The sequence below is a fragment of the Aquimarina spinulae genome, from assembly GCF_943373825.1.
In the GTDB taxonomy this organism is placed as follows: Bacteria; Bacteroidota; Bacteroidia; order Flavobacteriales; family Flavobacteriaceae; genus Aquimarina; species Aquimarina spinulae.
Genome location: NZ_CALSBP010000002.1, coordinates 1766846 through 1781923, shown reverse-complemented (window position 1 = coordinate 1781923; position 15078 = coordinate 1766846). Strand labels below are relative to the sequence as shown.

Annotated in this window: 9 protein-coding genes; all 9 read right to left on the bottom strand. The window is 30.5% G+C overall.

From position 1 onward, the window contains the following. Positions 1–17: 17 nt before the first annotated feature. Positions 18–1799 carry a hypothetical protein gene (locus NNH57_RS13405; protein ID WP_132065857.1) on the bottom strand — a complete coding sequence of 594 codons (1782 nt, stop codon included), beginning with the start codon at positions 1797–1799 and terminating at the stop codon, positions 18–20. Between the two features lie 534 nt (positions 1800–2333). Then, positions 2334–3290, bottom strand: coding sequence for an HNH endonuclease family protein (locus NNH57_RS13400; RefSeq protein WP_108809012.1), 957 nt, complete (start codon positions 3288–3290; stop codon positions 2334–2336). After that, positions 3283–5400, bottom strand: a complete 2118-nt coding sequence (locus tag NNH57_RS13395; protein WP_108809013.1) for an AAA family ATPase — start codon at positions 5398–5400, stop codon at positions 3283–3285. The genes NNH57_RS13400 and NNH57_RS13395 overlap by 8 nt, the downstream gene beginning before the upstream one ends. Beyond that, entirely contained in the window at positions 5397–6746 is a 1350-nt protein-coding gene (locus NNH57_RS13390) for a hypothetical protein (protein ID WP_132065854.1), read from the bottom strand. Before NNH57_RS13390 ends, NNH57_RS13395 begins: the two co-directional genes overlap by 4 nt. 4 nt (positions 6747–6750) lie before the next feature. Then, complete coding sequence (locus NNH57_RS13385; RefSeq protein ID WP_108809015.1) at positions 6751–8772, bottom strand: ATP-binding protein; 2022 nt, start codon at positions 8770–8772, stop codon at positions 6751–6753. A 12-nt stretch (positions 8773–8784) separates the two neighbouring features. Next, on the bottom strand, positions 8785–9768 hold the full coding sequence (locus NNH57_RS13380; RefSeq protein ID WP_108809016.1) for a DNA-methyltransferase: 984 nt from the start codon (positions 9766–9768) through the stop codon (positions 8785–8787). An 866-nt stretch (positions 9769–10634) separates the two neighbouring features. Next, on the bottom strand, positions 10635–11456 hold the full coding sequence (locus tag NNH57_RS13375; protein ID WP_108809017.1) for a sterol desaturase family protein: 822 nt from the start codon (positions 11454–11456) through the stop codon (positions 10635–10637). A gap of 179 nt (positions 11457–11635) precedes the next feature. Continuing rightward, positions 11636–13342, bottom strand: coding sequence for a leucine-rich repeat domain-containing protein (locus NNH57_RS13370; protein ID WP_108809018.1), 1707 nt, complete (start codon positions 13340–13342; stop codon positions 11636–11638). Between the two features lie 38 nt (positions 13343–13380). Then, entirely contained in the window at positions 13381–15012 is a 1632-nt protein-coding gene (locus tag NNH57_RS13365) for a leucine-rich repeat domain-containing protein (protein WP_108809019.1), read from the bottom strand. Between the last annotated feature and the right edge of the window lie 66 nt (positions 15013–15078).

Below are 15078 nucleotides of genomic sequence, written 5' to 3'. Positions count from 1 at the left end.
TTAATTTATAGTTTATGTTACTTTATCCCGGCTATTGTTTTTATAATATCTTTAAAAGATGCATCTACTGATAACGATAAAAAGTAAGTGTGATTAACAGAACTTTCTGTAATTAATGGATGTTGATTATCTACTTTATACCACATTATTCCTCCATTTAATCTGAACCCTTTATGGAAACGCCAACCTGCACCTACAAATGGAGAACCAACTCCTATTAATTCTTTGTAGCTATCATCTTCATAAGAACCAATTCTTTGTGCAATCCCCAGAAAAAAACTTAATTTTTTCCAGATCCTATCACTATGTTTTAACTGAGAAAATTTTGTATGCCTGTTAACCGGTCTAATATGAAAATTTACTCCTTCAAAGAAAAAAGTAGAGCCAATACTTGGGGCAACCATTAAACCAATATCAAAACCAAAATAATTTGACTCTTTTGTTTCAATGTTTTCGATTGTATGTATCGGTAATGTTAATTTATATTTAGTATAAGCATTCGTGTATAAGTCTTTAAAATTGTTAGTCAGATTACTTAGAATACCTGTGTTTTTATCAATATTATCTATATGTACACACCATTTTTCTAGATTTGAAATAATATCTGATAATGTCTTTTTATTTATTACACTTGATTTATTGGAGTACCTGATATTTTGTAAGTTGATAAAAGTAGAAAGTAAGAGCTGACCACTTTTTAAATCATATTTTTTGTTGGTGTTTTTAATGATGTTTCCAACTATTTTTCCTCTACCCATTAATATTTCCAGAATATAACTGTTAGAAATATAAGTATCAGGGTTCTGAAACGATGTGGAAGACCATCTGTATAAATCGTCTGAAATAAAACTTAGCATACTTTCCAAAGTAGCTTTTTCATCTATTACTGAATTTGTTGGTTTTTTTATTTTTTTTTCGAATTCTTTTTTGTCTAAAATGTTCGAAATTGCACTCAAGATGGTGTCCCGTTTTTGATCTAAAGAATTCATCAATTCTTCGATTGAAAAAGCATTAAAATTGCTTTCATATTTTAGTTGCTCATAAATTGCATAAATGATATTATTTTTCTTACTAGCTGTTTTAAAGACTGCATCTATCTCAAGGTTTTCGCTGATCTGTTGCTGTAAGTTTATTGGTTCATTAGTTTCATCATAGAGTTTACCTGATTTTAATTTTTTAATTACAATTTGTTCTAATTTTTTATTTAATTCTTTAAAATCTCCTCCATCTATTTTATTTTTCTTTGGATCATAAGTTTTGTTAATCTCGGAAAGGATTTCTTGTTTTAATGTCTTTTGAACTTTCTCACCTAGAGCTACTTTTTCAAAGAATGTAAATTCCAGAATATATATTTCATTATCGTGCAGAGGGTCCATTAAAATTTCAAAAGTTTTGTTTTCGCCAACTTTCGTCTTTGGGAACTTTATATACCCATCAGAATCTATAGGATAGATATTATCTGTGAGATAGTAGTGATCTTTCTTTTTGTAGTAATTACATTTGATAATACTATCTTTTCCAAGTTCAGTATTATCTCTTTGTTGTTTAGTATCATTTTTCTTCTGGTCGTTATTCTTTTTACAAAAGCCTTTTATTTTATATTTTAATTGTACTGAACTGACCTCTCTTTTCGTGAAGGTTCCTGTTATATAGAAGGCTTCATCAAATGGAATTTTAAGCTTGTCAGCATCACTAATTTTACCCGTTTGTGTATTTAATGTGATGGTTTTATCTGTTTTCCTTTGACCAAAGCCTACAAAAGATGATAAAATCAATAATAACATTACGCTTTTGTTCATAAGAATAATTTTTTTTGAAATTATATGAATGTTTCAGTGCAATGATGACGACAAAAAAATGTATAAAACAGAAATGTTTAATACTTAATTGATTAAAACAAATTAGGTGGGGATTTTGTGGGTGTTATAAATATATTAATTTATTAAGAATTAACCTTATATATTTTATGATTTCTTCAATGATAATATATCTTTTGATGGGGATGGAGATATAGATTTTGGACAATAAAAATGATGAAAACTTTATTTGAATAACTACTCCATAATTTTAAAATTTGTCATAATTCAGGTGGGAGGTTTATGTGGTAGTTTTTTTATTTTGAAGTCAAAAATTATAGATTTCTATGGTTATAAAAAGAAAATTACACAATTCAATTTTTTTAACATAACTAATTGTAAATAAGGTGATTGGGTTTAGTTTAAAAAAGGGTTTAGCTACTTTATCAAGCGGTTGAGGGTGTGTTTTTATTTGGCTTAAAGTTGCTTTTTAAATAAAGAACCGATTCTTTTTAAGTTTATTTACTTTAATCCGATTCATAAAAATTTAGCTTCATCAAAATATTTGCTAATTATGTGTCTTGCAAGTCCAGCATATTCTTGATTTATGTCTTTAAATTTCTTAAGGATCTTCATTTCTTCACGCATTATTCCCTCGAACCAAACTTTTTTCTCGTCAGTTGTATCTAAATTGTCACTATAATTTTTTACTGCAATTTCTACTCTTCGAATTTGTGCTTTAATTTCAATTACTTTTTCTTCTCTTGCGAATGTTAGAGGTAATCTGTGTAATGCGTATGTGAAAATTGATGTTTGCGCTCGTTTTTCTTCTGTCGGATTTAAATTGTCGTTAATTATTATCGCACCATGATCATCATATTTAAAATACTTCTCAATATTTTCATCCTTACAAGGGTTTAGCAATAACCTTTCTGATTCCTCTTGGTCAAATGATTGAGAATATAATTCTTTATTAGAAAAATAAGTGGTTCCATGAGTGTGATTAAGTCTATGATTTTCAGACAATAAGGGGAATTGATCTAATTTGCCAAACACAGCTTCTTCAACTTTTTCGCCGTTTTTGAATTCGTGTGTATTAGTTTGGTTACAAAATGGGCAAGCAAATAACAAATTTTCCCATTCTGAAGCTAACCAAAAATAACCTGGTTTGGATGGGCTAGCTTCTTGAATTTTACCTTTAGGTCTAAAATGTTCAATATCTCCATTATAGATTGCTGTTATTTTACTTTCGCAATACGCACATTTATCATGAAACATTTTTTTTAGTTTATTTCTAACAGTTTTATGAGTATATATCGAATAACTTTGTTTTGTCCTATCTCCTTTTTTTCCTGTCTTTTTGTATTTTTTTTGTAGATTTCCCGCATCTCGATAATATTCTATGGCATCTTTGGTTTCCCACTCACCTTTGCTTTCAGGGTTTGCATTGGTTTTTAGAATATCTGGACATCTTAATCTTTTAACATTAATCATTATCATCAAGATTTAAATTCTTCCAAACTTCTTTTACTCTTCTAATAGCTTCCTCTTTTAAGGTATCTCTATCTATTGAATTTTTATTAAAAGAGACTTTTTCTGCTAATAATTTATCTATTACAGCATACATTAATTCCTCTCTTAAAGAATTGCCTAATTGTTTTTTATTTCTTAAAAAATCTTTTAACTGGTCTATCTCTATCTTTTCTTCATCCTTAACCTTATCATTCTTTGCTAATAATTCATAATATCTATTAAATTTAGCTTCTATTTTGGGATCTATGTGGCTACTCAAGCCAAAAAACTCTGAAGCTAAAATCTGATCAACTCTTAAAGTCGCTGGATTTGGTAGTTCAGAATCAGCTATTACTTGATTTTCTATATTCTTTAATAATAATATTTCATCTTTCTCAGCCCCTCTTAAACAAAGAGGATGATGTGTAGATATAATAAAATTTATATTAGGAAATACTTTCCGTAACTGTTTTACAATTCGCATTTGCCATCTTGGGTGTAATTGATTTCCTAATTCATCAACAATTACAATTCCGGACATTTTATCCATATCGGAATGAGCGCCTGAGAGTTTCATCATCATATCAATAGCTAAGATTATAGTACTCTTATATCCATCACTTAATTCACCAAATAATGAGTCTGAATCACCAAGAATAATATTATTGCTTTTAATTGAGAGTGTATTATCCAAATTGTCATGTGGCAATAATTGTTTTATTGAAAATGCTATACGATCAAAAAAATCTTTATCCTTTTTATGTATCGATCTAAGCCATTTAGTTACATCGTTCAAAGCTTTAGTTGGTTTGAATAGATTTTGGTAACTAATTTTTGAGGTATCCTTTTTTGAATTACTTTCTATTTCATCAACTGAAAGTCTTAATGAACCATAGCCAATTAAATAAGAATTAAAACTACCACTTTGTTCAACTGTACCCGATTTACGTACTAGCTTAGTTTTGATAATATTTTCACTATTTCTTTCCTTGATTATAATTTCAGAAGTTTGTTTCCCTTTCTTAATCAAAGAATGAATTATATTTTTATCTATATTTTTTTTATCTAGCTTTAAACCAACAGCTATTGCCTGAAGTATAGAACTTTTTCCAACTCCATTTTCACCAAGTAAGAATAACCAAGATTTTTTATTTAACTCATCATCTTTAAAATTAATTCTGAGGTCATCAATCGATTTAAAGTTTTTGATATGTGCATATTCAATAGGAAAATAATCACTAGTTATAACATCAGCTTTGGAAAAAGCTTCCCTCGAAGAAGAATCAAATTTTTCAATTAAACTTTTTTCATCTGTATAATCCTCCAGACCTAATAATTCCCCTAAAAAAGGGGTTGAATCTATTTCATTTATTAAAACCTGTCTTTTATAAGATAAAAATTCCTCAGTAAGATCTTGTAATTCAAAGATATTACGCAAACGATTTTTAACTATCTTATTTGATGTATCACTAATAAATAATTTAATTGATTCAGCTATTTCGTTTTTTGCCGTTATTCTACCTTCAATAAGGTTTGTTCTATTCAGACGTAATAATTCTATAGTTTGATTACCTACATCCGAAATTGCATGAATATGATAAGGTTTCCCATGTATTTGGTATCCTAGATGGTTGTTAGGTTCATCTAGATGTGGATTTAACAAAAGTCTGTGTTCACTTTTAAAATTATTTTTTCTGTCTAATGCTCTGACTCCTTTAATGGGAAAATAGTTTCCTTTATATTGGTTACATTCCTTACAAGAATAGATTAAATTTTCCCAATTAAAGTTTAACCACCAATATAAATCTTGATAGTATTCCTTTTTGTCTCTTACTCCATTATTGGGTCTATATCTATCAATTGTACCTAATTGAGGAGATTGTATTTTAATTTCACAGTATCCACACTTTCCATGAAATTCATTATGAAGATGACTTTTTAGCTGGTTATCTATTTCTTTATTAAAAGGCCAATTATATCGTTTTTGACTTCTATTTTTAGAAGTGAAAAATTCCTCCATTTTTTCCTTCGCCAACTCAACAGTTTGCGAGGATAGAAATTCCGGCTCATTTTGTTTTTCAATCTTTATCATCTTCCCATAGATTTTTTTGCAAATCGCTCCAATATATCTGTGCTTGGATGATTGGTTAGTGAGATAAGTTTATTGGCAATAGCAACTGGAATTATAGCGTTTTCATAAATATCACATCTTAACTTATCAATATTCATAAGAATTTCTTCAATATTGTTTAAGTCACCTAATTCTGGTTGATCGTAATAAGTATTGTGATTCTCAACGGGTAGGGTTAAGACATATATTCTTTCATCAAATGATTTATAAATAAATTTGCCACTATAATATGATGTACTACCATAACGTTGTTCTTTAGGGTTACCAAATTTTATATAGTTATATATATGTTCGTTATTTAAAAGAAATACTTGACCCGGATCTAAATTATCTTTTATCTGTCGTGCATGATCCACAAATGGCCCTGAATTTTCTACACCTACCAAGTTAATTCTTTTACTTTTGTTTAGGTAAGTTATTAAATTTTGCATTAGACTATTCATATTCGCTGTCTCTCCACTAAAACTCAAAGGTCCGTCTTTAACAAATAAAAAACGATTTACCAATCCATCTTCAATTTCCAATAAACTTTTAATAGTATGGACTATAAAAAAACTTTCAACAACATTCTCTAAATAAGTTGTTATAGAGGTTGCATCAGCATTTTCGTGTTTGTCAACCTTTTCAAAGAGCCTGAATACATCGGTAATTAGTATTTCTTTTTTACACTTATCAACTGTACAACTCCAAGAATAATTAGAAAAATCAATCTTTTCCCTTTCTAGATGAATATCCTTTGTTTCACAATGTGGGCATTTTGAGAGTTCATGAAACGATTTAGTTAAGGTTTTATCATAACATCTGAATATGAACCAATATAACGTGGCTAGAAGAGGTGTATTTCCTGAATGCTCTTTTTTAAAGAATTCATGAATAGCTTCTCTAACTATTGTTCTAAAATCTACTCCCTTTTTTAACGCGACATTTTTAGTTGGTAATACAAATTTTTCTCTCTCTATTTTTTTTAATTGATTAACGTCTGATGGTGAAACAAAAGGTTTTTGTTCCATTTCATCTAAATGGGAACCTTGAATAAGAAGCGATCCGAATTGGAAAAAAGTAATTAATGAAGAAGGAAAACTTTTCTTTACAGGAATAGTCGTACTCTCACCATCAACCGTAACTATAAATTCTATAGTATTTTTCCGCGGGTATATTATATTGTGTTTTAGACTATCATTTAAATCTACATTTTCTGCTTCGATTGGAATCTCACAATTGTTTAAATACTCTTTTACTTCTGCATCATTTATTATATAGCTATGTGAAATTCTACTTCCTCGCTCAAAACTTTTATTATCAGACATAAGCTTAAACAAATTTTTTAATTTGAGTTGGCACTATAAAAGGGTTTGAATAGGTTTTCATTCGGACATACCCCTTATCATTTTTTGCACTAAACCTTATTAGTGAATCTGCAAAATCACTGAAGTCATAGAACTTTCTAAGCTCTTTAATTTCATCCTCATTATTTAAGTGAGCAATAAACCAATTTTGTGTGTTCTTCAAAATATTTGAGCTAATTGAACTCACTTCTTGGGTTGCATACATCATCCCTAAATTAAGTTTAGCTCCTTCTTTAGCAATTTTATTATAAATTTGGCTTAAGTCTTTATCCTCTTTCTTGGGAAATAAATTGTGGGCTTCTTCAAAATAAAATTGGATGAAGTTATTTGGTTTTGCTTTAATAAACCTATTCATAGAACTATTAAATACACTTAAACAAATCTTTTCAGAAAAAATCTGCTGCACCTCGCGACTACCTTGGGACAAATCTACTATGACAATCCCACCTTTTCTTAGGTGGGTCACAATATCTCTTTGAAAAGATGAATTAATCGAACTTGTATGCAGCTTTAAGGCGACTTTAAACTTTTGATAACCACCTACCATTTGACCACTTTCTTTTTTCTGAAATAGCATGACTAATAATGATCTAATTTCTTCAGTTAACCAGTCGTTTCCTTTGTTAGCTTTCTTTAGTTCCGTAAAACACTTATGGTCTCTATTTTTCCAAATAATTTCCCAGAAATAATAGACTTCTTCTAAAGTAAGTTCAGCAGGATGTACATAATCTTTATCAAACTCTTTGATCATGGAATTTATCTTATCATTCGACTTGATTTTAACCTTTATAGAGATTGGTGGGGCAAAACCTGCCTTTTTTAAACAACAGAGATAGATAGATTTATGCTTATTATAAATGTTCCATCCATTATAATCTTTTTCTTCTGGTCTTGTAAAATCTATTACCTTAAATCCTGTTAAAAAAGTACTATTATCTTCTCGGAGAAACTCAAGAAGATATTCAAATCCAGTTTGAATATCTTTATAAAAATTAACCTTCATTATTGAAAACCCTTCTTGCTCTTTGTCAAGAATGCTATATCTTTTAGTATTAGATGAATATTTTTCAAAAATGGCTGTTCCATCTTGTAGATTTTTATTAGCATATTCCCCATTGACATCAAAGATGATTTGTCCTACAGAATATTTTGGGACTTCATCTTCAGTAAATGGTTTAGCACTTTCTTCAAATTTTTCTTCGACTTTATCCAATTCTAAGATGGATTTTTCAGAAAGCTCTACAGTAGCTTCAATTAAAGATTTTATAGTATTAGATTTACCTGTTCTAGTCATGCCAAAAAGTGCTGTTCTTTTACCTAAAACATCCTTTGTGTGAACATATACACTTTCTTTATTATTTTCTTCTTTTTCGTCTTCCTCTTCAGAATAGTTTTTACGTGTAGAGCTATACCTTACTTTGCCTATTTTGAAATTAGAATTAGGTTTCAATGGACCATCGGTATCACGAAGATTTACAATAAATCTGAGATATTCATCAGACGGTTTATAAACCTTATATAGATGAGGAGAAAAAAAATTTTCAATGTCAGCTCCGAATTCAATTTGCCCTTTTTTGTTTTTATAAAATGTTCCTAAAATTGCACACTCTAAACCCGAACAACTAAATTCAAATCTTGTGAAAGGGTCAATTTCTCTGTTTTTTCCACCTGTATTAATTTCTTCTTTAAAATATTCAATTCTAGAATTAATAACGCTACTATCGCTAGGTATGGAACATGGTTTTAAAGCTCTTAAAAGTATAGCTTCATGTACTTCCTCTCCATCAAAATCATTCTCATAAAAGGCTAATAAAAAGCATCCCTGAGCTATACCTCCAACACTATGCTTCCAATAATCACACGTTAGAATACTAGTCCTGCTGAAATCTATTTTAAAAGGGTTTCCAATAAAATTATTTTTTTCTTTAGCGACTTCAAAAATATCGACCTTGGCTAAACTTTCAAGTTCTTGTCGTAGATTACTCATAAATTTTTAATTTTATTCTTTTAATATGGGATCTTTCATTCTTAGTATTGCTTGTTTAATATATCCGTCATCTAATTCAAAAGAGAGCCACTTTCTTTTCAATTTTTCCGCGCAATAACCAGTTGTGTTACTGCCTCCAAATGGATCTAAAACAAGGTTATCTTCATCAGTTAAAAATTGAATGAAAAAATTTACAAGACCTCCTGACATTCTTGCGGGGTGCGGTGTTATGTTTTTTTCTCTGCACTTTGATAAGAAATAATCACTTGAATTTGTGTTTGAAAAACTTAAAACACTATGAGGAAGTCTAACATCTCTATTTTGATCCACTGCCTCCATTTCGAAGAAATTATGGGCTATACTACCGCCGTGATCTTTTAAGAACCCTTTCTCACTTATGTTGTGTTCAGATGGTCTTTTTCCAGAATTATAATTTTGTCGTTTTAAAAGGTTTTGCATACTCTTACTATATGGTCTTAAGACTTTACTATTATCTGCTTTTGGAAAGTCTGATTTAGCAATCCACCATATGTGTGTATAGCTATCAACTGTTCTTAAACGATTCACTGTAACCCACTGTGCAGGTGATGGAAGTTTAGAAGGATTGTAGCAAATAAATTCTTGTATTAGTCGGAGGTTAGCTTCTGGATGTTTAACTAATCCCATTAAGCACTCTAAATGTAGCAGTGATTGAATAGGTCTTTCGGGTTCCCAAGAGTTGCCTATTTCTATTACTAATGAACCATCTTCAGTTAGAAGGTTCGAAAAGATAGGAGCCATCTCAACAAACCATTTTAGATATTCTTCCCCTTTTTCATTCCCATATTTCTTTTTTTTGTTTAAAGGGAAAGGAGGAGATGTAATTATTAAATTTACTTTTCCTTTTAAATTATCACGTAATTCTTTGTTTAGTAATTTGATAGAGTTGCCCTGAATCAAAGTTCCTGAATCAGTTTCGTATTTTATTTTGTACCCTTTTTTTGTCTTGGCATTCATTAATAATTATTGTCTTAAAGGAATATATTTGATTTTTAATGTAAATAAATAAAATTACCCCAGAATTCGAATACTGTTTTAGTATTCGAATTGAGGGGTAATTTCTCTAAAGATAGAAAAAATACTAAAAAGTAAAAGAATCATATTATGAATCTTAATTCAATTGAGTTTTCATAATACTGTTTTTACTGTATTTCTTTCTTATTAATAATCCCCAGATTTCAAGCCAAAAATATTAATAGAATATATGTGTTTTTCCATAATTCAAGTGCGCGGTTTTGGTGCGTGGTTTTAGCGGTGTTTTTGGCTGTTTTCCGCGCACATAATTTTATAACATATTGATAAACAAATTGTTGTAAAATCGGATTTCACCCTCATAACCCGAAGGTCACAGGTTCGAGTCCTGTTCCCGCTACTAAAGAAAAGCTTCACAGAAATGTGAGGTTTTTTTTGTTGTCATAATGTTGGTAAAACTTGACAGGACGAGAAGTTTATCCTGAGCGAGGTACTAGACGAAGGGAGTCCTGTTCCCGCTACTAAAGAAAAGCTTCACAGAAATGTGAGGCTTTTTTTGTTGTCATAATGTTTTGATAAAACTTGATTTGACAAAGGTTTTTTTGATTAATAGAGTATTGGTCTATTAGCAGTAGTAAAAGGCTAGAAAGTAAAACATATGTGCTTCGTTCTATTACTGGGTTAATATAATTGGCGAACCGCCATTTAAAATTTGGACAAGCTACACCATGCTGAATAGCGAATAAAAACTTAACAACCCCAGATTTATGAGAACTGATATTGTAGTAGATGCTTCAATGCCAGAATATATTGATTTTATCGATTAATTAAAATTCTGTTATTCTCTTACTTTATTCATTTTTTTGTCCAGATACATTTCTTTTAATTTTTATAAAAGGGCTTCTTATTAGAAACAAAAACTGTTGTTTTCTGTCTTCTTCAAATTCTTTCAATCCATATTTTATTCCTCTTAGTGGTAATTTTTTAAAAGTTCCAAATAACCGATCCCATATGATAAAAATATCTGCATAATTGGAGTCTGTATAAAATTGATCCTGCTGATGGTGAACTCGATGTTGATCTGGGGTTACAAAGACTAATCCTAATGTAGTATTCAACCAACTTGGGTATTTAAGATTTGAATGTTCAAAAAAGAAAAATACATAGAGAATCAAATAATATACTGCCATAGCGAGTACATCTGTACCAAAAATTATCGCTGTAAGTATATTTCCAATTCCAAAAACAAGTATTAATTCGATTGGATGAAATCTAAATACAGTCGAGGAATCCATAGATGTATCACTATGATGTACCCGATGAAATCTCCATAACAAGGGGATACGATGTGTTGCTCTATGTATCCAGTAGGCCGTTAGGTCATATAGCGCTACTGCAATAAAAAGTTTGCTCCAAAAAGGTAACTCAATAAAATATAAAACACCTATCTCATTGTTGTTTACCCACTCTATACAATAGACCTGAAAAGTAACGAAGAATATATTAAGGATGACAAGAGTTACCTGAAACAACATATTCTGAAAAAGATGTCCTACTCGGTTTGTAAACCGAAATGGGTTTTTCATTAGCTGTTCTAGTGAAAAGAAAAATACTAGTAACCCAATAACGATATAATTTGGGTTAATACTTACTATTTGATTGAGTGTATCCATAAAAATTAATTTTAGTAAGTCCATGAATTCAACATGGATATCCTTGTTCTATACTGAGGAATATTTATCTAAATCTAATTATCTTATTCCCTTCTGATTATATAGCAGATTTAATTTAATATCGAGATAATAGATTGTATTATTTATTAGATTATTAGCTACATTAACAAACCAAAACGCTAGTTACATCCTTCTCCAGAATCCGTTAGGATTGTAAGTATTCCTCCGTTTGATGTTTGCAAATCACAGACTTCTGAAGGGATACTGGATATTGGATTATTTGTTAAACTTAATAGCGCCAAACCTGTTAACTGCCCCAACTCAGATGGCACTGTACTCAATTGATTATTAGCCAATGTTAAAACCTCTAAAGTATTCATATTACCTATTGATGAGGGAATGACCTCTAGATTATTACTATTTACATTTAAGCTTTCTAATCCTGTGAGTTGATCAATATTATCGGGGATTCGAGTGATATTTTTGTTATTCATGGTTATAGTTTTTGGATTACCATTTGTATGAAAAGTGACCTCTGGATAATTATCTACACTCCATCCCAAGGTATTACCTGGGTTGGCAGTATATATACTAATAAGGGCATCTTTTGGGGAAATAGTTGCACAATTATGAAAGTCAAATCCTGGAATAGGGGAGTATAAAATGCTTAAGCCATTATAGGTAATAAGATTACAAACAGATTCTGGTAACGCATAAGAATCTAATAAATTATAATATGCTAAGCTTTCTAAATTAGAAAGAAACCCAATTTCTGGGGGGATCGTCATTAATTGTTCATTACCTATTAATTCTAAACTAGTTAAATTGCTTAGCATACCTATTTCTGGCGGAAGAGCGTTAATTTGGGTAGCATATATAGCTAACACTTCTAATTTTGTTAATTGCAATATTTCTAGAGGAAAGGTAGAAAAAGTATCTCCTCCTATTTTTAGTTTTGATATATTGGTAAGTTGCCCAAATTCCTCAGGGAATGAAGTAAGTTTATTATCTTGTAAATAAAGTTCCTCCAAATTGCTTAGTTGACCTATTTCATTAGGCAAAACGGTAAGTGAGTTATTACCTGCATTTAACATGGTTAATTTGTTTAATCTTCCTATTTCTGGTGATAAGAGTGTCAATTTATTTTGTGAAATACTTAATTTCTCTAGATTGACAAGCTGCCTTATTTCCAAAGGAAGTGCTTCAATATGGTTTCTTTCTAACCTTAATTCGGATAAATTACTTAGAAGTGTAATTTCATTAGGCAAAACAGTAATAGTATTACCAGATACATCCAAAAAATTCAACTTTTTCAAGAATCCTATTTCTGGTGGGAGTTCGGAGATATTTTTAGAATTCACTGATAATCTGATAATTTCGCTTTCTGTATTTGTAACAACGCCATTCAGATCACCCAAATCAGTTGTGGTCTGGAGATCCCAATCTAAGGAACTTGCCGGATTGACATCCAAAATAGCTTGTAAAATTTGCCGCTGACTTAATAATACATTTATAATTACTGTATATATTGCTTCACTACCATCTTCGGCAGTTACTACATATTCTACAGGATTTGTAAAATCCTTTGCTGTATCAGGATTTACTGTAGCCAGAGTAGATGTTTTAATTTCTGGTAATAGTCCGGTAACATCTGTTCCTACAGGCATAGTTGCTGCTATGGTTTTGTTTTCTTCATCTATTGTAGCTACTATATTTACATCAATCGGATTATTGGTAAGCAGAAATACAAAACTTGTAATTTGTTTGGCATTACTTTTTAGAATATCGACAGGAGCTGATTCATCATCTTTACTACAACTTATGATACAAAAAGTAAGTAAGGAGATAATAACTAAATAAAAATTACTAGGTATATATGTTTTCATGATTTTATATTTAAAAGGATGGATGATAACTCTCTTTATTAGTTACATCCCTCTCCTGTATCAGAGATTATTGTAAGTATTCCTCCGTTTGATGTTTGTAAATCACAGACTTCGGTAGGTATATTTATTAATGGGTTATTGGTTAAATTTAATAGTTGTAGATTACCCAATTGACCTAGCTCTGAAGGCACTGTCGCTAGTTTATTGTTCCCAAATTCTAGAACTACTAACGGACTTACATTTCCCAAAGATGTTGGAATATCTTCTATACTATTATTATTTGCGAGGATGATATCTAATGAAGTGAGTACTCCTATAAAGTCTGGCAATCGGGTAAGGTTTTTGTTACTTATTCGCAAACCTGTTGGGTTATTATTTGCATCAAAATCAACATCAGGAAAATTATCGACTCCCCACTCTAAAGTATTACCAGGATTGGCACTATAGATGCTAATAAGTGCATCTTTTTGAGAAGTGGATTGAAACGTGATAAGGTCATGTAAGAAATCCATGCTTGGATTACCGAATAGCTCTAAAAATCGAAGACATCGAGGAACGACTGTTAAGTCATTGTTTGTAATGTCTAAGAAGTTTAGGTTGATGAGAAAACCTAATTCAGCTGGAATAGAATTAAGTTGATTATTGCCTAAATTAAGAACACTTAAGTTCGTTAACAAGCCTATCTCTTGGGGTAGAGTGGTTAGTCGATTATTCTTTAAAATCAGGCGCTCTAGAGTACTCAATTGACCTATTTCTGAAGGAATACTTTCAAGTTGGTTTATATTTAAATTTAAATCAGTTAGATTACGCAACGCTCCAATTTCTTCTGGTATTGAACTAAGTTGATTATTGTTTAGTGAAAAAATTATGAGCTTAGTCAATGCTCCTATTTCTGATGGTAGAGTTCTAAATTGATTACTATTTAAGTATAGTTCTTCCAAATCAGTTAACAGCGATATTTCATCAGGTAAAGAGGTAAGTTGATTTACCGATAGATTCAATACTTTCAAACTTGATAATAAACCGATTTCTTTTGGTAAAACACTAAGATTATTCTCCCCTAATAGTAAAACTTCTAAACTCGTTAATTGTCCTATTTCTAAGGGTAATTCATCAAGATTTTTATTAGGCAGGTCTAATTCACTAATGTTACCTTGAGCATTAAGAGTTACCCCATTTAAATTATTTAAGTCGGTAGTGTTTTCTAAATCCCAATCCAAAGTGTTATCAGGATTAGTATCTACAATAAGCTGCAGGACTCCTTTTTCACTTAATTCACGAGTAATGGTTACCGAATAGTTGGTTGTTGATCTATCCTCTGCAACAATGGTAAAAGTTAGAGGATTGGTAAAATTTTGCTCTCCGGTAGGATTAAAACTAGCCTTTACAGATACGTCAATTGTAGGTGTTAATGCAGATAAAGGAGTATCAATTGGTAATGTTGCAATAACGGTTTTGGCTGTGTTATCTATACTTGCTATTACATCTGTAGACAACACCGAATTATTAGCAGACAAAAACTTAAAACTTATTAGTTCCTTTTCAGAACTTTTAACCTCTGGAGTATTATCATCATCCTTACTACAGCCAGTACTAAAAAAGATGGCTAATAAAAGAATAATTGAACTTACTTTAAAAACGTTATTCTTAGATATATTGGTAGTTTTCATGACACTATTGAATTATAGAGTCAAAGGACTATTTTATCTACCTAAAAGGCTTGCACTATTTTTTCA

Bases quoted from the DNA above. Each gene is read 5' to 3' on its own strand.
- NNH57_RS13380 (WP_108809016.1), bottom strand. From the start codon at position 9,768: ATGAATGCCAAGACAAAAAAAGGGTACAAAATAAAATACGAAACTGAT.
- NNH57_RS13405 (WP_132065857.1), bottom strand. From the start codon at position 1,799: ATGAACAAAAGCGTAATGTTATTATTGATTTTATCATCTTTTGTAGGC.
- NNH57_RS13385 (WP_108809015.1), bottom strand. From the start codon at position 8,772: ATGAGTAATCTACGACAAGAACTTGAAAGTTTAGCCAAGGTCGATATT.
- NNH57_RS13365 (WP_108809019.1), bottom strand. From the start codon at position 15,012: ATGAAAACTACCAATATATCTAAGAATAACGTTTTTAAAGTAAGTTCA.
- NNH57_RS13370 (WP_108809018.1), bottom strand. From the start codon at position 13,342: ATGAAAACATATATACCTAGTAATTTTTATTTAGTTATTATCTCCTTA.
- NNH57_RS13400 (WP_108809012.1), bottom strand. From the start codon at position 3,290: ATGATTAATGTTAAAAGATTAAGATGTCCAGATATTCTAAAAACCAAT.
- NNH57_RS13375 (WP_108809017.1), bottom strand. From the start codon at position 11,456: ATGGATACACTCAATCAAATAGTAAGTATTAACCCAAATTATATCGTT.
- NNH57_RS13395 (WP_108809013.1), bottom strand. From the start codon at position 5,400: ATGATAAAGATTGAAAAACAAAATGAGCCGGAATTTCTATCCTCGCAA.
- NNH57_RS13390 (WP_132065854.1), bottom strand. From the start codon at position 6,746: ATGTCTGATAATAAAAGTTTTGAGCGAGGAAGTAGAATTTCACATAGC.